Source organism: Enterobacter sp. JJBC, from assembly GCF_036936505.1.
GTDB classification, from domain to species: domain Bacteria; phylum Pseudomonadota; class Gammaproteobacteria; order Enterobacterales; family Enterobacteriaceae; genus Enterobacter; species Enterobacter hormaechei_C.
On the sequence record NZ_CP136935.1, the window covers coordinates 3388584 to 3408322 of the forward strand.

Genomic DNA, 19739 nt, shown 5'->3' on the forward strand with positions numbered 1-19739 from the left:
GCGCAGACATTTGTGAAGCGTAGCACACAAACTTAACTTTTCACTCATTTACCTAACATAACAAAAATGTATTGTTGATCACTATTTTTGAGACTCGTCACAGGATGTAACTATAGTGTGGGCTTGATCTCGTTTTCTTTGTGCTTGTTACATAGAATGTGCACGGAAATTAAACCTGCCTCATATTTGGAGCAAATATGGACCGCGTCCTTCATTTTGTCCTGGCACTTGTTGTCGTTACTGCACTTGCATTGCTGGTCAGCACAGACCGCAAAAAAATTCGTATTCGCTATGTTGTCCAGCTGCTGGTCATTGAAGTTTTACTTGCGTGGTTCTTCCTGAACTCCAACGTAGGCCTCGGCTTCGTGAAAGGCTTCTCCGAAATGTTCGAAAAACTGCTCGGATTTGCCAACGAAGGGACAAACTTCGTCTTTGGCAGCATGAACGATCAGGGTCTGGCCTTCTTCTTCCTGAAGGTACTCTGCCCTATCGTCTTCATCTCTGCCCTGATCGGTATCCTTCAGCACATCCGCGTTCTTCCGGTGGTTATCCGTGCGATCGGCTTCCTGTTATCGAAAGTTAACGGCATGGGTAAACTGGAATCCTTTAACGCAGTCAGCTCACTGATCCTCGGTCAGTCTGAGAACTTCATTGCGTATAAAGATATCCTCGGCAAGATGTCCCGTAACCGCATGTACACCATGGCGGCAACCGCAATGTCTACCGTTTCCATGTCTATCGTGGGCGCGTATATGACCATGCTGGAACCAAAATACGTGGTTGCGGCCCTGGTTCTGAACATGTTCAGCACCTTTATCGTGCTTTCGCTGATTAACCCGTACCGCGTGGATGCCAGCGAAGAGAACATTCAGATGTCTAACCTGCACGAGGGGCAGAGCTTCTTCGAAATGCTGGGTGAATACATTCTGGCGGGTTTCAAGGTTGCAATTATCGTTGCCGCGATGCTGATTGGCTTTATCGCGCTGATCGCTGCGCTGAACGCCCTGTTTGCGGCCGTACTCGGTATCTCCTTCCAGGGCATTCTGGGCTATATCTTTTACCCGGTTGCCTGGGTGATGGGCGTGCCCGCTCACGAAGCGTTGCAGGTGGGCAGTATCATGGCAACGAAACTGGTATCCAACGAATTCGTGGCGATGATGGATCTCCAGAAGATTGCCAGCACACTCTCCCCACGTGCGGAAGGGATCCTGTCCGTCTTCCTGGTCTCCTTCGCGAACTTCTCTTCCATCGGTATCATCGCTGGCGCGATTAAAGGCCTGAACGAAGAGCAGGGTAACGTGGTTTCTCGCTTTGGCCTGAAGCTGGTTTACGGTTCAACGCTGGTGAGCGTCCTGTCTGCCTCTATTGCAGCACTGGTTCTGTAATTCATACCGCGTAATAAAAACCGGGAGTCCTCGCTCCCGGTTTTTTTATGCTTCCAGCGCCGTCAGAGGCTGGGGTTTACCAATCAAATAGCCCTGCAAATAATCTACGCCAAATCGCAACAACATCTCGCGTTGTTCAGCCGTTTCCACATATTCAGCCACCACACACAGCGATTTCGTTTTTGCCATGTTGCAAATGGACTGCACGATCATCGCATCCATGCTGTCGGTGCAGATATCTTTCACGAAGCAACCATCGATCTTAATGATATCGGCCTCCAGCCGCTTCAGGCGCTCAAAGTTGGCATAGCCGGTACCAAAGTCGTCTATGGCAATGCGGAAGCCGTAATCACGCAGCTGCTGAATATTTTTGATGCTGCTTCCCGAGTCTGAGAAAGCCTGTTCCTCGGTGATCTCAATGATGATATTTTGCGGCGCAATGGCGTAGCGTTCAAAAAGCGCGATGATCTCAGCCGCAATCTCATTTTGCATCAGCGTCAGCGGCATCAGATTAACGGAGAAGCGCGTTCCTGCACGTCCGGACGGATGGCTGCGCATCCACATCAGCAATTTTTCCAACACGTTCAGGTCAAACCGGTGGCTCAGGTTAAACTGAGCAATCAGCGGAATAAAGCGGTCAGGGGTGATGATCTCGCCATCGCTTTCCAGCCTGGAGAGGATTTCAAAGTACCCTTCTCCGCGCGCGTTGTGAATTGGCTGGGCGTAAAGGTGAAGACCGCCGATATCAAGGGCGCGTTTTATGCGGGCCAGCATTAGCACCCTGTCCGTCGTCTGACCAGAGACATCATCCAGACTGTTGGTTAACGCCAGAACGTTATGCCCGCCACAGGATTGCTCGGACAGCCAGCTCAGCTGACCCAGCGTGTGGTGCAGGCTTTCCCCATCCGGCACTTCGCCCCAGGAGGCGCCAAACTCAATGTCGAGCTCAGTCTTGTTCCAGACAATCTTACGGCTGTTCAGATGATCAACCATATATTGCAGACGTTCAGCCGTGCCCGGACCCAACAAAACCACCACCAGCTCACTGCCTGGCAACTGAAAGAGCTTCTCGTCTTTTTGCAATAACGGTTGCAGCGACGCGGTGATCATCTTTTTACAGTGTACACGCATGAGGATGCCGTAATGACGGCTCAGAAATTCCAGATTATCCAGGCGCAGGCAGCAGATTTTGGCTTCGGGATGGTGCTGTAAAAACACTTCCAGCGCACGAATGTTAGGCAGACCGGTGAGCGGATCGGTAAGCGCCCTCTCCTGCCACCCCTGTTTCAGCCATTCACTTTTCTGATAGATCCGCGACATGTAAAGCAGGCAGATGGCGAAAGAGATCAGTACCGACAAGATAAAGGAGAGCGAGTGGCCCGATTCAACGCCATTAAGAAAATTATAATTGTAGGTCAACAGCATGAGCGCCGAGGCCGCCCAGAGTAAAGAGATGAGCGCATAGCTCAGACGACCAATCCCCAGGGTAAAAAGAATAAAAACGATTGGCATCAAATAACCAGCAATAAACTGTGACTCGAAAGGCGCGCACAAAATAGCGATCATCGAGACCAACAGCATCAGCCACACAACGATAAATAACACTTTTTTGTGACAAAAGAGGGGCTTCACGCTTCGCCGCCAGAATGTTCGGGCATACCGGGGATTAATTATCATTCTTAACGGGTAGTAGAACATCATGGTGAAAATCAGGGCGGCACAAATCAGGCTTTGAATATCGATAACGTTATAAATTGCAGAGCCTTCGCCGAAATAGGAGGAGATTGTCACCGGAAAATCAAATAAATATCCCGCCAGATACATCGATAATTTGATGCCTACAGGAACCACAAATCCGAGCCAGAAAATACGTATACCGATGTACTTATTCGGGATGCTGTGTCGCCAGCGTTTGCCCAGCATCAGACGGATGACGCCACAGGCAGCGAAGACGGCAAACGTCTGACAAATTAATAACACGGAAGATTGTAGTAATGCTAAATCAAAGTAATAAATGTTAGTAACACTAAATCCAATCAGTAAAGGAATGATTGCCCGACGTCCAAATAACAATACGATGGCGAGCATGGCGCTTAAGGGCAACCACGCTAAATAAACATCATTTTCGTTGACGATAGCGCGCGGGGAGATATAACGGGAAAAGGGGATCGTAATCAGGCTTAACGCCAGGACAATCATAAATATTTTTACATTATTGTAAATTTTTCTATTCATTAATCCGTGTGATCTATTTAACCATCGTCTTATTGACCGGATGGATAATAGGTTTATTAATTGCACGAATCAAGTTCAGGTCTATTTATAGACTTGTTTATTGATTTGGATTGAGGTGATGTATAGAAAACGACATTGCTGGCAACAAAAAGAGTCTAAACATTTTACAAGATATAAAAAAACCCCCGTCTTGCGACGAGGGTTTAAATTTTGGTGGAGCTAAGCGGGATCGAACCGCTGACCTCTTGCATGCCATGCAAGCGCTCTCCCAGCTGAGCTATAGCCCCACATGTTACTTTACCTACCGCACTCTGTTGGGTTCAGAGTTTGGTGGAGCTAAGCGGGATCGAACCGCTGACCTCCTGCATGCCATGCAGGCGCTCTCCCAGCTGAGCTATAGCCCCGTCGTAAAGCTGTCATGTTGACGGGCGGCATAATATGAATTCCGCCGCAGAGTGTCAACGGCAAATTCCACCTCCGCCTTTCAACCGCCGAAAAATCATGCAAATGAATCACTTTGCGAGCCTGCTCGCAGCCAGGAGTTAAGCTTGTCACGTTTTCACGTAAAACGGTGCTATAAAATGAACCACTAATTAACCCCACTGATATTCAGGAAATTGTATGATCAAGGAACGAATGACGCCAGAAGAGTTAGCCCTGCTGACTGGCTATAGCCGACAGACCATCAATAAATGGGTACGCAAAGAGGGTTGGATTACATCGCCAAAGCCAGGCGTTCAGGGTGGCAAGGCGCGTCTGGTACACGTCAATGAAAAAGTGCGCGACTTTATTCGCAGCGCGCGCAGGGCAACAGAGACGCCGGAACTGCCAGATACGTACCACGAGGGCTCGCTTCATGCCCTGCTCCTGACGCTGGCGAATGAAATGACGCCGGAAGAGCAAAAGCAGATGACATCGCTGTTACTGCGGGAAGGGATTACCGGCTTGTTACAACGTTTAGGGATTCGCGACCAACGCTGATATGAAAAGATTACGCAGCAAAATGACCACGGAAGAGCTGGCGGACAGTCTGGGCGTAGCCCGACAAACCGTTAATCGCTGGATACGACAGAAGGGATGGAAAACGGAAGGTATCAACGGTGTAAAAGGCGGAAGAGCGAGGGTGATATGTATTGATGCGCACGTTAAGGAGCACATCATTAGCCTTCCTGCCATTCGTAACCGTCGGGCTGTTTACCATGTGGCGGAAAGCCCTTCCCATTACGGCGTGGCAACCTCATCCAGCCTGCTTCCACAAATTATCGACTCGCTGGAAAACATGACGACTGTCGAACAGGAACGTTTGCACAAGTTGCTCGCTCGTGAAGGGTTGCAGGGTTTTCTCACGCGTCTTGGTATTGCTGAATAACAGGCATAAAAAAACGGCAGGTTACCCTGCCGTTTTTTGTATTACACGAGCATTACTGCTGGCTTTCGCGCTCAGCAATAAAGTCCAGCGCTTTGTTGATACGCGCAACGCTACGTGATTTGCCGATGGCATGAACGGTCACGTCCAGCGCCGGAGACTGGCCTGCCCCCGTCACCGCAACGCGCAGCGGCATACCGACTTTACCCATGCCAATTTCCAGCTCATCAGCGGTATCCTGAATCGCGTGGTGAACATTTTCCGCAGTCCATTCGGTAATGGCTTCGAGTTTGTCACGCACCACTTCCAGCGGCTGACGCGCAACCGGACGCAGGTGTTTCTTGGCCGCGTCGGCGTCGAACGCGTCAAACTCTTCATAGAAGTAACGGCAGCTTTCAGCAATTTCTTTCAGCGTTTTGCAACGCTCGCCAAGCAGCTTCACCAGATCCGCCAGTTCAGGGCCCGTACGGGTATCGATGTTTGCCTGTTCAATGTGCCATTGCAGATAAGTCGCTACATATTCTGGCTGCATGGTATTGATGTAGTGATGGTTCAGCCACAGCAGTTTGTCAGTGTTGAACGCGCTGGCTGATTTGCTCACCGAGTTCAGAGAGAACAGCTCGATCATCTCTTCGCGGCTGAAGATCTCCTGGTCACCATGAGCCCAGCCCAGACGCACCAGGTAGTTCAGCAGCGCTTCCGGCAGATAGCCGTCATCACGGTACTGCATCACACTCACCGCGCCATGACGTTTGGACAGCTTTTTACCGTCGTCACCGTTGATCATTGATACGTGCGCATATACCGGTACAGGCGCGTTCAACGCTTTCAGAATGTTGATCTGACGCGGGGTGTTATTGATATGGTCTTCACCACGGATCACGTGAGTGATTTCCATATCCCAGTCGTCCACAACTACGCAGAAGTTATAGGTTGGCGATCCGTCAGTACGACGAATGATGAGGTCATCCAGCTCCTGGTTGCTGAATTCGATCGGGCCACGGATCTGGTCATCAAAGATAACAGAGCCATCCTGCGGGTTAGCAAAACGCACTACGCAAGGCTCATCAGCAGCATGCTCGCTGTGGTCATGGCGGCAGCGACCGTCATAACGGGGTTTTTCGCCTTTTGCCATTTGCTCTTCGCGCAGCGCATCCAGACGCTCCCTGGAGCAGTAACACTTATAGGCTGTGCCTGCCACCAGCATCTCGTCAATTACGGCGTTATAGCGGTCAAAACGTTTGGTCTGGAAGTATGGGCCTTCGTCCCACGCCAGATTCAGCCAGTTCATCCCATCCATAATGGCTTCAATTGCTTCCGGCGTTGAGCGCTCCAGATCGGTGTCTTCAATACGCAGCACAAACTCACCGTTGTTGTGACGTGCGAAAAGCCAGGAGTAGAGAGCGGTACGTGCACCACCGACATGCAGATAGCCTGTCGGGCTCGGCGCGAAGCGAGTTTTGATTTTCATGAAATGGCCTTACGTTATAAAGATGCCGGTAATCGGCAAATTCCGGGAAGAAAACAATGGGCAATATTCTATCACTGTGGGCCGATTCCTCAATGTCGATCACTTTATCCGGTTCGAGATTGCTGTTTTTGTTTATAAATCATGCGCCACAGTCCGTTTTGCGATCGTTTTGACTAATTTTACGACGAACGAATAAAAACTTTAGAAAATGCGTTGACTCATTTTCAACTCTCCCTATAATGCGACTCCACACAGCGGGGGTGATTAGCTCAGTTGGTAGAGCATCTCCTTTACACGGAGGGGGTCGGCGGTTCGAGCCCGTCATCACCCACCATCTACTTAGGTAGACTCGCAGTGTAGATAAGAATTGAGATTGGGCGATTAGCTCAGTTGGTAGAGCATCTCCTTTACACGGAGGGGGTCGGCGGTTCGAGCCCGTCATCGCCCACCATTCTCACCTTATCGCAGCAGTTCCGAAATGGGCGATTAGCTCAGTTGGTAGAGCATCTCCTTTACACGGAGGGGGTCGGCGGTTCGAGCCCGTCATCGCCCACCATTTCGGGTCGTTAGCTCAGTTGGTAGAGCAGTTGACTTTTAATCAATTGGTCGCAGGTTCGAATCCTGCACGACCCACCAATGTAAAAAAGCGCCCTAAAGGCGCTTTTTTGCTATCTGCGACATAGCACGTCCCCATTGCAGCCAGACCGCTTGTTTTACTCAAGCTCACGCCTTCTTTGCCGATACCTCTATTTTATGGCGAAAAGGATCTCAATATGACAACTCTTAAGCCCGTTTCTCTGTCGGCGATGGAAATCGGCAGCGTAGATAACAGCTCCGGCGGAAACGACATTGCTTCTCAAATCACCCGTCTGACCAAACAGATAACGAAAGTTACTCAGCAGCTCAAAGAAGTGGCCATGGGTGATGCCACAGCAGAAGAAAAGCAAAAGCAGCAAGAATTACTCGAATCTCAGCTGGCTATGTTGCAGGCACAGCTGGCGCAATTGCAGCGTCAGCAGGCCGAAGAGGCGATGCCAAAGCAGGAAAAAGGTGAGGCAGTCGCGGAAGGCATCAATAAGCCCTCCGCAGAACATCAGATTAATATCTACGTCTGATTATTGGTTTCGTTAAAAAGTGGATCGCGTGTGCGGGCCTCCATCAAACGTTCGGCCTGCATACGCACCACATCCCAGCAGGCATGCGCCGCTCCGGAAAGAGACCTGTTTTTACGGCGTACCAGCATCAGCTGGCGTTCGACACAGGGTACGAAACGCTTCACCGTTAAACGACTCCCCTGCGGCAGTGGCAGCGCCAGCGCCGGCAGAACGCTGATGCCAATCCCCGCTTCGACCATGGGGAACAGCGTGGCAGGATGCCCGATCTCCTGCACAATGGTTGCCTTAACACCCTGCGCGGTAAGTGCGGCATCTATCAGCGGGCGGCTGCCTGATGCATAATCCTGTAACACCAGGTTTGCCCCCTGCAAGGCCTGCCAGGCCACCTGCGGCAGCGATGCCAGAGGATCATCATCGCGGCAGAGCAATAAAAAGGGCTCCGAGAGTACCACTTCACATTCCAGGTCGCTTACCGCTCCGGGATCAATAACGATGCCAAAATCCACATCCCCCTGACGGATACTCTCCAGTACCCACTGCTGCGGCCTGTCATGCAAAACAAAATCAATATCCGGATAGCGGTGATTACTTTCAGCGATGCACTGGGGAATAAGATGCGCCGAAATCGTCTGGCTCGCCGCCACTCTCACGGTGCCGGAAAGCTGTTGTCCGAGCCGGCCGACATCCCTGAGCGTACTGTTCAGTTCATCCAGCAGCCTCTCCAGACGCATTGCCAGCTGCTGTCCCGCTTCGGTGAGCACCACTTCTCGCGTCGTGCGGTCGAGCAGCTTCACGCCCGTTTGCGTTTCAAGCTCCTTAACGCTATGGCTCACCGCCGACTGACTGAGGCCAATGATCTCCCCTGCCCGGCTAAAGCTGCGGGCCTGCGCGACGGTGACGAAAACGCGAAGCTGACGTAACGAATAATTCATCTGTTTAATTCATGAATGGATGCAATAAATCAATTTTATTTCTCAAAGGGAAGAAAGCACAATAGCGGCATCTGTTTTCAGGAGTGATTATGAAACTTTTTCGTATCCTTGATCCGTTTACGCTGACCCTGATTGGTGTCGTCTTGCTGGCCTCGTTCTTCCCGGCGCGGGGCAGTTTCGTTCCGGTTATTGAAGGACTGACCACGGCAGCCATTGCCCTGCTGTTCTTTATGCATGGCGCCAAACTCTCCCGGGAAGCCATTATTGCAGGCGGTAGCCACTGGCGACTGCATCTGTGGGTAATGTGCAGCACTTTTATCCTCTTCCCGGTTCTGGGCGTGCTGTTCGCCTGGTGGGCGCCGGTGAATGTCGATCCGGCGCTGTATACCGGTTTCCTTTATCTGTGCATTTTGCCGGCCACCGTGCAGTCTGCAATTGCCTTTACCTCGCTGGCGGGCGGTAACGTCGCGGCGGCGGTTTGTTCTGCTTCCGCTTCCAGCCTGCTCGGGATCTTTGTTTCACCGCTGCTGGTCGGTCTGCTGATGAACATGCACGGGGCGGAAGGCAATCTGGAGCAGGTGGGTAAAATTTGTCTGCAACTGCTGCTGCCGTTTGTGCTCGGACACTTATCCCGTCCCTGGATTGGGGAGTTTGTGGCGAAACATAAAAAATGGATCGGGAAAACGGACCAAAGCTCCATTCTGCTGGTGGTTTACACGGCCTTCAGCGAAGCCGTGGTGAACGGCATCTGGCACAGGGTGGGCGCTGGATCGCTGCTGTTTATTGTGGTGGTAAGCATCGTTCTGCTGGCCATTGTCATCGCGGTTAACGTCTTTGTGGCCCGCAAATGCGGCTTCAATAAAGCCGATGAAATCACCATTGTATTTTGCGGATCGAAAAAGAGCCTGGCCAACGGAATCCCAATGGCCAATATTCTGTTCCCGACGTCTGTCATTGGGATGATGGTGTTGCCGCTGATGATTTTTCATCAGATCCAGCTGATGGTGTGTGCGGTACTGGCGCGGCGTTACAAGGCGCAGACGGAAAAGCTGGCGCAGGAAGAGACCCGCGCCGCGAAAGTTTAAGGACGTTTCAGGGGCTGAACCAGCTGGGTCAGCCCCTCTGTTTTGATCAGTAACGTGATAGCCATCAGCTCGCCCAGACGCCCGGCGGGGAACTCATCCTTACGGGCAAACCACAGCAGATACTCTTCCGGTAAATCAATCAGCCTGCGACCCTTATATTTACCGAACGGCATCTCCGTATTGGCGATCTCAACGAGCTGCTCTTTTTCCACGTCACTCTCCTAACAGGCGCATCATTTCCGCTTCGTCGATTACCTCGATGCCAAGCTCCTGCGCTTTTGCCAGCTTCGAACCGGCCGCTTCCCCGGCAATCACCAGGTCGGTTTTCTTTGACACGCTTCCTGCCACTTTTGCCCCCAGCGCCACCAGGCGCGCTTTCGCATCATCGCGCGAGAGCTGGCTCAGGCTGCCGGTCAGCACCACCGTTTTACCGGCAAACGGGCTGTCGATCTCTTCGGCATTAACCACTACCGGTGCGGGCCAGTGAATGCCCTGTTCCAGTAATTTACCGATCACTTCACGGTTGCTCTCTTCGGCGAAGAAGTTGAAGACGTGGGTGGCGACCACAATGCCGACATCAGGAACTTTCTGTAGCTCGTCGATGGTGGCTTTCTCCAGCGCGTCCAGCGTGCCGAAATACGCCGCCAGCCCTGCCGCCGTCGCCTCTCCGACTTCACGAATGCCGAGCGCGTAAAGGAAACGGGCAAAGGTGGTGTTTTTGGCCGCCTCGAGCGCGTTAACAATGTTCTGGGCAGATTTCGGTCCCATACGATCAAGACCGGTCAGCTTACCTGCCGTCAGGGTAAAGAGGTCCGCAGGCGTATGGACGTACTCTTTCTCAACTAACTGGTCGATAATCTTGTCACCCATTCCGTCCACGTCCATCGCCCGGCGGGAGACGAAGTGCTTCAGGGACTCTTTACGCTGCGCGCCGCAGATTAACCCGCCCGTACAGCGCGTTACCGCTTCACCTTCCACGCGCTCAACGTCAGAACCACATACCGGACAGTGGGCTGGAAACTCGATGGCACGGGTGTCGGCAGGACGTTCAGACTCCACAACGTTAACCACCTGTGGGATCACATCACCCGCGCGGCGAATCACCACTTTGTCACCAATTCGCAGCCCCAGACGCGCAATTTCATCGGCGTTATGCAGCGTGGCGTTACTTACCAGCACGCCAGCCACCTGCACAGGCTCCAGACGCGCCACAGGCGTAATGGCCCCCGTACGTCCGACCTGAAACTCCACGTCGCGAACGAAGGTCATCTGCTCTTGCGCCGGAAACTTAAAGGCCACCGCCCAGCGTGGCGCACGGGCCACAAATCCCAACTGTTCCTGCAACGCCAGCGAATTAACCTTGATCACCACGCCGTCAATATCAAACCCGAGCGTGGGACGAGCTTCTTCAACCTTGTGATAGAACTCCAGCACCGCCTCCGGAGAGTCGCAGAGCTGCACGCGGTTGCTTACCGGTAATCCCCACTCTTTGAACTGCATTAAACGACCCAGGTGGGTATCTGGCAGGTCACCGCCTTCCAGGATCCCGACGCCGTAGCAGAAGAAAGTAAGCGGTCGCTTCGCGGTGATACGCGGATCGAGCTGACGCAGCGAACCTGCCGCCGCGTTACGCGGGTTAGCAAACACTTTCCCGCCGGTACGACGCGCTTCTTCGTTGATCTTCTCGAAGCCCGCCTGCGGAAGGAACACTTCCCCGCGCACTTCCAGCCGGGCGGGAATGTTATCGCCACGCAGTTTCAGCGGGATCGCACGAATAGTGCGCACATTGGTGGTGATGTCTTCCCCGGTAGTGCCGTCGCCGCGCGTTGCGGCACGCACCATCACGCCGTTCTCATAAAGAATACTGACGGCCAGACCATCCAGCTTTAGCTCGCAGCACCAGCTCAGATTGTCGACGCTCTTCAGGCGATCCTGCACGCGCTTGTTGAAAGCCAGAAAACTCTCTTCATCAAACACGTTATCCAGCGACAGCATCGGCACTTCGTGGCGCACCTGGCTGAAAGCGCCCAGCGGTTCCGCACCGACGCGCTGCGTTGGAGAATCGGGCGTAATCAGTTCGGGGTGCTGCGCTTCCAGCTCGCGCAGTTCACGCATCAGGCGGTCATACTCCGCATCCGGCACTTCCGGTGCGTCCATAACATGATAGAGATATTCATGATGGCGAAGCGTGGTTCGCAGTTCAGTAAGTTGTTGTTCGATTGAGTCCATATCGCACCATCAATGAGAAAAACCCCCGACAGGCGGGGGTTGAGGAGGAGTTAAGTTAACGCGACGATTACGCGTTCGCTTCCTTAACTTCGCGGATGCGGTCCTGATACTCGCGCAGTTTCTGCGGCGTCATCATTCGACGCTGATCGTCGAGCACCACACCGCCCACTTCGTCGGCGATGTGCTGAGCGGACTGTAGCATCAGCTTAAAGTTTTGCAGCTCGTCACCGTAGGACGGCACCTGCATAAAGATCGTAACGCCTGGCGTGACGAAATCACCGGTCATTTCCGGGTCAAACGTGCCTGGATTGACCATATTGGCCAGGCTGAACAGCGCCGGACCGCTGCCGTCAGGACTCAGGTGGCGATGGAAAATATTCATGTCGCCGAACTTGAAGCCTGCCTGTTGGATGCTGTTAAGCAGCACATCACCGTTCAGATGGGTGCCATGATGAGCAGCCACGTTCATAATGATCACCGCTTCTTTACGCTGCGGCTTTTCAACAACCGGTTCTGGCTCTGCAACCGGCTCTGGCTCAGCGCGCGGGGCGGGCTGTGGCGCAGGCGGTTCAGGCTGCGGCTGCGGTTGTTGTACCGGCTGCGGCTGCTGAACAGGCTGTGGCTGATGCACTGGCTGTGCAGGCTGTTGGACAGGTTGCGGCTGTACAGGCTGTGGCGCAACGGGCTGCTGTTGCACAGGCTGGTGCGGCGGATGACGAACAGGTTCTTCCACTGGCGGCGGCGCTGGCTGGCGCGGCTGGGCAGAGGCATACGGTGGTTGATACTGGTGCTGCGGAGCGCGGGGGGCTTCATGCTCTCCATGCGCTGCGCCGGGCGCAGTATTGACCCGATGAACACGAACTTCACCCACGCCGTCGTCGTCAAGACCGTCGATGTCGTCTTCAACGTCATCGTCGTCACGACTGGACTTCATGCGCTTCAGTGGACGATCGCGAAACATAGAGGAACGCTCTTTACGGCTGGTCCAGAAACCATGTACCAGTAAAGCGATTATGGCGATCGCGCCAACAATGATTAATATCAGACGCAAATCCTGCATCATTATATTCTCTGTTGTTCTAACACCTTGCCACCACGGCAAACATTTACTCACTAAGAGTATTTGCCGTTTACGTCAAGTGCAAGTGTATGCAGAGCATTCACAGCATAAAGATGAACTAAATCGTGCTTTTTGCTGGTTTTTCGAACATTTCCGAACTGGTCATTGGCCCGTAACTGGATAATATAGGCGGGCAATTCCACTGGTTGTGTAAAAAGGAGTACAGCCTGGTATGGTTTCAACATCTTCTTCTGCCCCACGCAGCGGGGTCTGGTACTTTTCTCAGGGCTGGAAACTGGTCTCCCTGCCGGGCATTCGACGCTTCGTTATTTTGCCGTTACTGATCAACATTATTCTGATGGGCGGGGCCTTCTGGTGGCTGTTCACCAGACTGGAAACGTGGATCCCTTCCCTGATGAGCTATGTGCCGGACTGGTTACAGTGGCTAGACTACCTGCTCTGGCCGATTGCGGTTATCTCCGTGCTGCTGGTTTTCGGCTATTTTTTTTCGACGATAGCAAACTGGATAGCCGCGCCGTTCAACGGTCTGCTGGCCGAACAGCTTGAAGCGCGCCTGACCGGTGCGACGCCACCTGACACGGGCGTATTGGGGATCGTGAAAGATCTCCCCCGCATCATGAAGCGTGAATGGCAGAAATTCGCCTGGTACCTGCCGCGGGCGATTGTGCTGCTTATCCTTTATTTTGTACCCGGGATTGGCCAGACGGTCGCGCCCGTGCTGTGGTTCCTGTTCAGCGCCTGGATGCTCGCTATCCAGTACTGTGATTATCCGTTCGATAACCACAAAGTGCCGTTTAAAGAGATGCGCACTGCCCTGCGCACTCAGAAGGTTGCCAATATGCAGTTTGGCGCGCTGACCAGCCTGTTCACCATGATCCCTTTCCTGAATTTGTTCATCATGCCCGTTGCCGTATGCGGCGCGACGGCGATGTGGGTGGACTGCTACCGCGCTAAGAACGCGTTATGGAAGTAATGCAAAAATGTGTAAAAGAGGGGTGGCTTATGCCGCCCCTTATTCCATACTGATCCCCATTATTTCCTTGCAGCATATAGATATGCGATTTCCTTACTTCCCCATACCTGTTCAACAGGTATGCTGGGTCGGTATCCCAATTTCATACAGTTAAGGACAGGCCATGAGTAAGATTTATGAAGACAACTCGCTGACTATCGGTCATACGCCCCTGGTTCGACTGAACCGTATCGGTAATGGACGCATTCTGGCGAAGGTCGAATCTCGTAACCCAAGCTTCAGCGTTAAATGCCGTATCGGTGCGAATATGATTTGGGATGCTGAAAAGCGTGGCGTGCTGAAACCTGGCGTTGAGCTGGTTGAACCCACCAGCGGCAATACCGGTATCGCTCTGGCCTATGTTGCGGCGGCGCGTGGCTATAAGCTGACGCTGACTATGCCTGAAACCATGAGCATTGAGCGTCGTAAGCTGCTGAAAGCGCTGGGTGCGAACCTGGTCCTGACCGAAGGCGCGAAAGGCATGAAGGGCGCGATTCAGAAGGCCGAAGAAATCGTCGCCAGCGATCCGGCAAAGTATCTGCTGCTCCAGCAGTTCAGCAACCCGGCCAACCCGGAAATTCATGAGAAAACCACAGGCCCGGAAATCTGGGAAGATACCGACGGTCAGGTTGATGTGTTTATCTCCGGCGTAGGCACCGGCGGTACGCTGACCGGGGTGTCTCGCTATATTAAAGGCACGAAAGGTAAAAAAGATCTGATTACCGTTGCCGTTGAGCCAACCGACTCGCCGGTTATCGCTCAGGCGCTGGCAGGCGAAGAGATCAAACCAGGTCCGCACAAAATCCAGGGTATCGGGGCTGGCTTTATTCCAGGCAACCTCGATCTGAAGCTGATCGATAAAGTGGTCGCCATCACCAATGAAGAAGCCATCTCTACGGCGCGTCGCCTGATGGACGAGGAAGGCATTCTGGCGGGTATCTCTTCCGGTGCGGCGGTTGCGGCAGCGCTCAAACTGCTGGAAGACGAAACCTTTACCAATAAGAACATTGTGGTTATCCTACCGTCTTCGGGTGAGCGTTACTTAAGCACAGCACTGTTTGCCGATCTCTTCACAGAGAAAGAACTGCAACAGTGATGCCAGCATGTTAAAAACGCGTAAAAAAGCACCTTTTCAGGTGCTTTTTTGTGGCCTGCTTCAAAGTTTTACCCCTCCTGGCATTGCTTCACCCCGTTGGGTCTGGTATTTAAACCAGCAATTATTTTGATGCGCGAAATTAATCGGTGAACGAAATAGCGCTGCTGAATCGATTTTATGATTTGGTTCAAGTCTTGCTTTCACTGCATAATGTTTAATGACGATTGAAACGTCAGCGCTAACTATACAGGCTAAAGTTAAGTCGCCAGGCTAGACTTTAGTTCCACAACACTAAACCTATAAGTTGGGGAAATACAATGTTCCAGCAAGAAGTTACCATTACCGCTCCGAACGGTCTGCACACCCGCCCTGCTGCTCAGTTTGTTAAAGAAGCGAAAGGCTTCACTTCTGAAATCACTGTGACTTCCAACGGCAAAAGCGCTAGCGCAAAAAGCCTGTTCAAGCTGCAAACTCTGGGCCTGACTCAGGGTACCGTTGTTACCATCTCCGCTGAAGGTGAAGACGAGCAGAAAGCAGTTGAGCATCTGGTTAAGCTGATGGCTGAACTCGAGTAAGTTTACCGGGTTCTTTTCAATATCAGTCACAAGTAAGGTAGGGTTATGATTTCAGGCATTTTAGCATCCCCGGGTATCGCTTTCGGCAAAGCATTGCTGCTGAAAGAAGACGAAATCGTCATTGACCGGAAAAAAATTTCTGCCGACAAGGTTGATCAGGAAGTTGAACGTTTTCTGAGCGGTCGTGCCAAGGCATCTGCGCAACTGGAAGCGATTAAAACTAAAGCTGGCGAAACTTTCGGTGAAGAAAAAGAAGCCATCTTCGAAGGGCACATTATGCTGCTCGAAGATGAGGAGCTGGAGCAGGAAATCATAGCCCTGATTAAAGATAAAGGCATGACAGCCGACGCGGCTGCGCATGAAGTTATCGAAGGTCAGGCATCTGCCCTGGAAGAGCTGGACGATGAATACCTGAAAGAACGTGCGGCTGACGTACGTGACATCGGTAAGCGCCTGCTGCGCAATATCCTGGGTCTGGCCATCATCGATCTGAGCGCGATTCAGGACGAAGTTATCCTGGTTGCCGCTGACCTGACCCCGTCTGAAACCGCACAGCTGAACCTGAACAAGGTGCTGGGTTTCATTACTGACGCAGGTGGACGTACCTCCCACACCTCAATCATGGCGCGTTCTCTGGAGCTGCCAGCCATCGTGGGTACCGGTAGCGTTACCTCTCAGGTTAAAAACGACGACTATCTGATTCTGGATGCCGTAAACAACGTGGTTTACGTCAACCCAACTAACGATGTGATCGAGCAACTGCGCGCCGTTCAGGAGCAGGTTGCTACCGAGAAAGCGGAACTCGCTAAACTGAAAGATCTGCCAGCCATCACGCTGGACGGCCATCAGGTTGAAGTGTGCGCTAACATCGGTACCGTACGTGACGTTGACGGCGCTGAGCGCAACGGCGCGGAAGGTGTGGGTCTGTATCGTACTGAATTCCTGTTCATGGATCGCGACGCTCTGCCAACGGAAGAAGAGCAGTTTGCAGCGTACAAAGCGGTTGCGGAAGCGTGCGGCTCGCAGGCGGTTATCGTCCGTACCATGGACATCGGTGGCGACAAAGAGCTGCCGTACATGAACTTCCCGAAAGAAGAGAACCCGTTCCTGGGCTGGCGTGCCGTGCGTATCGCCATGGATCGCAAAGAGATCCTGCGTGACCAGGTTCGCGCTATTCTGCGTGCCTCCGCTTTCGGTAAACTGCGCATCATGTTCCCGATGATCATCTCTGTTGAAGAAGTGCGTGCACTGAAGAAAGAGATCGAAATCTACAAACAGGAACTGCGCGACGAAGGTAAAGCATTTGACGAATCCATTGAGATCGGCGTGATGGTGGAAACACCGGCAGCCGCGACCATTGCGCGTCATTTAGCCAAAGAAGTTGATTTCTTTAGTATCGGTACCAATGATTTAACGCAGTACACCCTGGCAGTTGACCGTGGTAATGATATGATTTCACATCTCTACCAGCCAATGTCACCGTCCGTACTGAATTTGATCAAGCAAGTTATTGATGCTTCTCATGCAGAAGGTAAATGGACTGGCATGTGTGGTGAGCTTGCAGGCGACGAACGTGCTACACTTCTGTTGCTGGGTATGGGTCTGGACGAATTCTCTATGAGCGCCATTTCCATCCCGCGCATTAAGAAGATTATCCGTAACACGAACTTCGAAGATGCGAAGGTGTTAGCAGAGCAGGCTCTTGCTCAACCGACAACGGACGAGTTAATGACGCTGGTTAACAAGTTCATTGAAGAAAAAACAATCTGCTAATCCACGAGATGCGGCCCAATTTACTGCTTAGGAGAAGATCATGGGTTTGTTCGATAAACTGAAATCTCTGGTTTCTGATGACAAGAAAGACTCCGGAACTATTGAGATTGTTGCTCCGCTCTCCGGCGAGATCGTCAACATCGAAGACGTGCCGGATGTAGTGTTTGCTGAGAAAATCGTTGGTGATGGCATTGCTATCAAACCAACTGGCAACAAAATGGTTGCTCCAGTTGACGGCACCATCGGTAAAATTTTTGAAACCAACCATGCGTTCTCTATCGAATCCGATAGCGGTATCGAACTGTTCGTTCACTTCGGTATCGACACCGTTGAACTGAAAGGCGAAGGCTTCAAACGTATCGCGGAAGAAGGCCAGCGTGTTAAAGTTGGCGACCCGGTAATTGAATTCGATCTGCCACTGCTGGAAGAAAAAGCCAAGTCTACCCTGACTCCGGTTGTTATCTCCAACATGGACGAAATCAAAGAACTGATCAAACTGTCTGGCAGCGTTACCGTGGGTGAAACCCCGGTTATCCGCATCAAGAAGTAATTCTTGCCGCACGGTAAAATGGCGCCTTCGGGCGCCATTTTTGTTTATGCAGGCAGGATAAGCTCGTCATAGCCTTTCGACTGCGTATAGATCATCACGTCAGTCACCCTGTCGCCCGCCATGCGAATGGCGTCGGCCACGGTTTTACCCCCGACGATACCGCTCACCAGCTCCGAACAGAACAGATCCCCCGTCCCTTTCAGATCCGTCTCTACGCGCGGGTGCGCGCTAACGGTAACACCTTCTTCGCTCACCAGCACGACGTGGATATTCTGCGGATCGTCAGCCACTGGCGCACTAGTGATAGCCACCCATTTCAGCGAGTTGGACAGCAGCCCCTGCGCGGCGGCAATGGCGCTCTCCGGCGTACGGCACGGTTTGCCGCTCAGCACTTCCAGTTCATACACGTTGGGCGTAATGCCCTGGGCCAGCGGGAGCAGATGTTCACGGTAGGCTTCAGGAATATCCGGCTTCACGTACATCCCGCTGTCGATATCCCCGATTACCGGGTCAACCAGCACCAACAGATCGGGATGTTGCACTTTGATCGCCTTCAGCCACTGCGCCAGCAGCACGATCTGGCTGGCACTGCCCATATACCCGGTTGTCACCGCTTTTAACGCGCGTAAAATCTCACGCTCTTCCAGCGCCTTCAGGTAGCCGCTGAACCACTCGTCCGGGATCACCCCGCCGTAGAAGGTGTCGTAGTGTGGCGTATTGCTGAACAGCACCGTCGGCACGGCGGTAACGTTCAGCCGGTGGGTGCGAATATTCGGCACCGCAATGCTGTTTCCCACGCTGCCGTACACCACCTGCGACTGTACGGCGACAATATCGGTTTGCTGCGCCCGGGTGTTATCCCGGAATAAAATCATCTCCATGACGCTTAAATCCCCGCCCCCTGCGAATAACTCTCTTCACCAAAGACGCCGGTAGACAGGTAACGGTCGCCGCGATCGCAAATAATCGCTACGACCACCGCTCCCGGCGTGGACTCAGCCACCCGGATCGCGCCCGCTACGGCACCGCCAGAGCTGACGCCGCAGAAGATGCCTTCACGTACGGCCAGCTCACGCATGGTATTTTCCGCCTCGCGCTGATGAATATCCAGCACCTGGTCCACAAGCTGCGCATTAAAGATGCCCGGCATATACTCCGCCGGCCAGCGGCGGATGCCCGGAATACTGCTCCCCTCTTCCGGTTGCAGGCCGACAATCGTCACTGGCTTATCCTGTTCACGCAGAAAGCGTGACACACCGGTGATCGTGCCCGTGGTCCCCATGCTGGAGACAAAGTGGGTGATGCGCCCGTCGGTTTGCTGCCAGATTTCCGGGCCGGTGGTGGTGTAGTGCGCGTACGGGTTGTCCGGGTTGTTGAACTGGTCGAGCAGCTTGCCTTCCCCGCGCTCCGCCATCGCTAACGCTAAATCTCGCGCCCCTTCCATCCCCTGCTCTTTGCTCACCAGAATCAGCTCGGCCCCGTAGGCACGCATGGCGGCACGGCGCTCCTGGCTCATGTTATCCGGCATCAGCAGCTTCATACGATAGCCTTTCAGGGCGGCTATCATCGCCAGTGCGATACCGGTGTTACCACTGGTGGCTTCGATCAGCACATCGCCGGGCTTTATCTCGCCGCGCTTTTCGGCCTGAACAATCATCGACAGCGCCGCCCGGTCTTTCACCGACCCCGCCGGGTTATTGCCTTCAAGTTTGACCCAGATTTCGCTGCCGTTGTCACACCCCATGCGCTGAAGTTTGACCAGAGGGGTGTTGGCGACGGTGTGTTCGAGTGTATTCACGATTTTTACTCAATAAAAAGCCCGGTAAGCATCACG

The 19739-nt window shown here is 52.9% G+C and carries 18 protein-coding genes and 6 tRNA genes; 14 read left to right on the plus strand and 10 right to left on the minus strand.

The window, feature by feature from the left end:
• Nucleotides 1-197 precede the first annotated feature (197 nt).
• Nucleotides 198-1385: a nucleoside permease NupC gene (gene nupC / locus RY075_RS16260; protein ID WP_003861341.1), complete on the plus strand. Its 1188-nt coding sequence runs from the start codon at nucleotides 198-200 to the stop codon at nucleotides 1383-1385.
• Nucleotides 1386-1430: 45 nt separating this feature from the next.
• Here the strand turns inward: nupC and RY075_RS16265 are convergent, their stop codons facing one another.
• The 3 genes from RY075_RS16265 to RY075_RS16275 all read right to left on the minus strand — a co-directional run bounded on the left by RY075_RS16265 (nucleotide 1431) and on the right by RY075_RS16275 (nucleotide 4024).
• Nucleotides 1431-3620: an EAL domain-containing protein gene (locus tag RY075_RS16265; RefSeq protein WP_045343764.1), complete on the minus strand. Its 2190-nt coding sequence runs from the start codon at nucleotides 3618-3620 to the stop codon at nucleotides 1431-1433.
• Nucleotides 3621-3831: 211 nt separating this feature from the next.
• Nucleotides 3832-3907, minus strand: a tRNA-Ala gene (locus RY075_RS16270).
• A gap of 41 nt (nucleotides 3908-3948) precedes the next feature.
• Nucleotides 3949-4024 (minus strand) — tRNA-Ala (locus RY075_RS16275).
• A gap of 217 nt (nucleotides 4025-4241) precedes the next feature.
• Here RY075_RS16275 and RY075_RS16280 point away from each other — a divergent pair.
• Both RY075_RS16280 and RY075_RS16285 read left to right on the plus strand, forming a co-directional pair.
• The gene (locus RY075_RS16280; protein WP_003861339.1) at nucleotides 4242-4601 is read left to right on the plus strand and encodes a YfeC-like transcriptional regulator; all 360 of its coding nucleotides are present in this window, start codon (nucleotides 4242-4244) and stop codon (nucleotides 4599-4601) included.
• A gap of 1 nt (nucleotide 4602) precedes the next feature.
• Nucleotides 4603-4989 carry a YfeC-like transcriptional regulator gene (locus tag RY075_RS16285; protein ID WP_017383469.1) on the plus strand — a complete coding sequence of 129 codons (387 nt, stop codon included), beginning with the start codon at nucleotides 4603-4605 and terminating at the stop codon, nucleotides 4987-4989.
• Between the two features lie 52 nt (nucleotides 4990-5041).
• On the opposite strand, the gene gltX is transcribed toward RY075_RS16285, so the two are convergent.
• Nucleotides 5042-6457, minus strand: coding sequence for a glutamate--tRNA ligase (gene gltX / locus RY075_RS16290; protein ID WP_063855529.1), 1416 nt, complete (start codon nucleotides 6455-6457; stop codon nucleotides 5042-5044).
• Between the two features lie 258 nt (nucleotides 6458-6715).
• Between gltX and RY075_RS16295 the strand changes: the two genes are divergently transcribed.
• The 5 genes from RY075_RS16295 to RY075_RS16315 all read left to right on the plus strand — a co-directional run bounded on the left by RY075_RS16295 (nucleotide 6716) and on the right by RY075_RS16315 (nucleotide 7572).
• A tRNA-Val gene (locus tag RY075_RS16295) sits at nucleotides 6716-6791 on the plus strand.
• Between the two features lie 41 nt (nucleotides 6792-6832).
• Nucleotides 6833-6908: transfer RNA gene (locus RY075_RS16300), tRNA-Val, on the plus strand.
• A gap of 29 nt (nucleotides 6909-6937) precedes the next feature.
• Nucleotides 6938-7013, plus strand: a tRNA-Val gene (locus RY075_RS16305).
• A gap of 4 nt (nucleotides 7014-7017) precedes the next feature.
• Nucleotides 7018-7093 (plus strand) — tRNA-Lys (locus tag RY075_RS16310).
• 137 nt (nucleotides 7094-7230) lie between these two features.
• The gene (locus tag RY075_RS16315) at nucleotides 7231-7572 is read left to right on the plus strand and encodes a FlxA-like family protein (protein WP_003861333.1); all 342 of its coding nucleotides are present in this window, start codon (nucleotides 7231-7233) and stop codon (nucleotides 7570-7572) included.
• Here the strand turns inward: RY075_RS16315 and RY075_RS16320 are convergent.
• Nucleotides 7563-8504 (minus strand): LysR family transcriptional regulator, encoded by a 942-nt coding sequence (locus RY075_RS16320; protein WP_003861331.1) that lies wholly within the window; start codon nucleotides 8502-8504, stop codon nucleotides 7563-7565. The genes RY075_RS16315 and RY075_RS16320 overlap by 10 nt on opposite strands.
• Before the next feature lie 89 nt (nucleotides 8505-8593).
• On the opposite strand from RY075_RS16320, the gene RY075_RS16325 reads away from it, so the two are divergent.
• Nucleotides 8594-9589, plus strand: a complete 996-nt coding sequence (locus RY075_RS16325; RefSeq protein WP_045896680.1) for a bile acid:sodium symporter family protein — start codon at nucleotides 8594-8596, stop codon at nucleotides 9587-9589.
• On the opposite strand, the gene RY075_RS16330 is transcribed toward RY075_RS16325, so the two are convergent.
• The 3 genes from RY075_RS16330 to zipA all read right to left on the minus strand — a co-directional run bounded on the left by RY075_RS16330 (nucleotide 9586) and on the right by zipA (nucleotide 12881).
• Entirely contained in the window at nucleotides 9586-9801 is a 216-nt protein-coding gene (locus RY075_RS16330) for a DUF3820 family protein (protein ID WP_003861328.1), read from the minus strand. The two genes, RY075_RS16325 and RY075_RS16330, sit on opposite strands and share 4 nt — an antisense overlap.
• 1 nt (nucleotide 9802) lies before the next feature.
• Nucleotides 9803-11818, minus strand: coding sequence for an NAD-dependent DNA ligase LigA (ligA, locus tag RY075_RS16335; protein ID WP_338627841.1), 2016 nt, complete (start codon nucleotides 11816-11818; stop codon nucleotides 9803-9805).
• 67 nt (nucleotides 11819-11885) lie between these two features.
• Complete coding sequence (zipA, locus tag RY075_RS16340) at nucleotides 11886-12881, minus strand: cell division protein ZipA (RefSeq protein ID WP_003861325.1); 996 nt, start codon at nucleotides 12879-12881, stop codon at nucleotides 11886-11888.
• A 229-nt stretch (nucleotides 12882-13110) separates the two neighbouring features.
• Between zipA and cysZ the strand changes: the two genes are divergently transcribed.
• The 5 genes from cysZ (at nucleotide 13111) to crr (ending at nucleotide 17905) form a co-directional block, all read left to right on the plus strand.
• The gene (gene cysZ, locus RY075_RS16345; RefSeq protein ID WP_200529828.1) at nucleotides 13111-13872 is read left to right on the plus strand and encodes a sulfate transporter CysZ; all 762 of its coding nucleotides are present in this window, start codon (nucleotides 13111-13113) and stop codon (nucleotides 13870-13872) included.
• Nucleotides 13873-14035: 163 nt separating this feature from the next.
• Nucleotides 14036-15007 carry a cysteine synthase A gene (cysK, locus tag RY075_RS16350; RefSeq protein WP_006811453.1) on the plus strand — a complete coding sequence of 324 codons (972 nt, stop codon included), beginning with the start codon at nucleotides 14036-14038 and terminating at the stop codon, nucleotides 15005-15007.
• Nucleotides 15008-15324: 317 nt separating this feature from the next.
• Nucleotides 15325-15582, plus strand: a complete 258-nt coding sequence (gene ptsH, locus RY075_RS16355) for a phosphocarrier protein Hpr (RefSeq protein WP_000487600.1) — start codon at nucleotides 15325-15327, stop codon at nucleotides 15580-15582.
• Between the two features lie 45 nt (nucleotides 15583-15627).
• A complete protein-coding gene (gene ptsI, locus RY075_RS16360; protein ID WP_023314613.1) occupies nucleotides 15628-17355 on the plus strand; it encodes a phosphoenolpyruvate-protein phosphotransferase PtsI in 1728 nt (575 codons plus the stop codon).
• Between the two features lie 40 nt (nucleotides 17356-17395).
• Nucleotides 17396-17905: a PTS glucose transporter subunit IIA gene (crr, locus tag RY075_RS16365; RefSeq protein ID WP_003861316.1), complete on the plus strand. Its 510-nt coding sequence runs from the start codon at nucleotides 17396-17398 to the stop codon at nucleotides 17903-17905.
• Nucleotides 17906-17949: 44 nt separating this feature from the next.
• Here the strand turns inward: crr and pdxK are convergent, their stop codons facing one another.
• Nucleotides 17950-18786, minus strand: a complete 837-nt coding sequence (gene pdxK / locus RY075_RS16370) for a pyridoxine/pyridoxal/pyridoxamine kinase (RefSeq protein WP_023325017.1) — start codon at nucleotides 18784-18786, stop codon at nucleotides 17950-17952.
• 5 nt (nucleotides 18787-18791) lie between these two features.
• Nucleotides 18792-19703 carry a cysteine synthase CysM gene (gene cysM, locus RY075_RS16375; RefSeq protein WP_338627843.1) on the minus strand — a complete coding sequence of 304 codons (912 nt, stop codon included), beginning with the start codon at nucleotides 19701-19703 and terminating at the stop codon, nucleotides 18792-18794.
• Nucleotides 19704-19739: the final 36 nt, after the last annotated feature.

Bases quoted from the DNA above. Each gene is read 5' to 3' on its own strand.
- RY075_RS16320 (WP_003861331.1), bottom strand. From the start codon at position 8,504: ATGAATTATTCGTTACGTCAGCTTCGCGTTTTCGTCACCGTCGCGCAG.
- RY075_RS16285 (WP_017383469.1), top strand. From the start codon at position 4,603: ATGAAAAGATTACGCAGCAAAATGACCACGGAAGAGCTGGCGGACAGT.
- nupC (WP_003861341.1), top strand. From the start codon at position 198: ATGGACCGCGTCCTTCATTTTGTCCTGGCACTTGTTGTCGTTACTGCA.
- gltX (WP_063855529.1), bottom strand. From the start codon at position 6,457: ATGAAAATCAAAACTCGCTTCGCGCCGAGCCCGACAGGCTATCTGCAT.
- cysZ (WP_200529828.1), top strand. From the start codon at position 13,111: ATGGTTTCAACATCTTCTTCTGCCCCACGCAGCGGGGTCTGGTACTTT.
- ptsI (WP_023314613.1), top strand. From the start codon at position 15,628: ATGATTTCAGGCATTTTAGCATCCCCGGGTATCGCTTTCGGCAAAGCA.
- zipA (WP_003861325.1), bottom strand. From the start codon at position 12,881: ATGATGCAGGATTTGCGTCTGATATTAATCATTGTTGGCGCGATCGCC.
- RY075_RS16265 (WP_045343764.1), bottom strand. From the start codon at position 3,620: ATGAATAGAAAAATTTACAATAATGTAAAAATATTTATGATTGTCCTG.
- pdxK (WP_023325017.1), bottom strand. From the start codon at position 18,786: ATGGAGATGATTTTATTCCGGGATAACACCCGGGCGCAGCAAACCGAT.
- crr (WP_003861316.1), top strand. From the start codon at position 17,396: ATGGGTTTGTTCGATAAACTGAAATCTCTGGTTTCTGATGACAAGAAA.
- ptsH (WP_000487600.1), top strand. From the start codon at position 15,325: ATGTTCCAGCAAGAAGTTACCATTACCGCTCCGAACGGTCTGCACACC.
- ligA (WP_338627841.1), bottom strand. From the start codon at position 11,818: ATGGACTCAATCGAACAACAACTTACTGAACTGCGAACCACGCTTCGC.
- RY075_RS16325 (WP_045896680.1), top strand. From the start codon at position 8,594: ATGAAACTTTTTCGTATCCTTGATCCGTTTACGCTGACCCTGATTGGT.
- cysK (WP_006811453.1), top strand. From the start codon at position 14,036: ATGAGTAAGATTTATGAAGACAACTCGCTGACTATCGGTCATACGCCC.
- RY075_RS16280 (WP_003861339.1), top strand. From the start codon at position 4,242: ATGATCAAGGAACGAATGACGCCAGAAGAGTTAGCCCTGCTGACTGGC.
- RY075_RS16315 (WP_003861333.1), top strand. From the start codon at position 7,231: ATGACAACTCTTAAGCCCGTTTCTCTGTCGGCGATGGAAATCGGCAGC.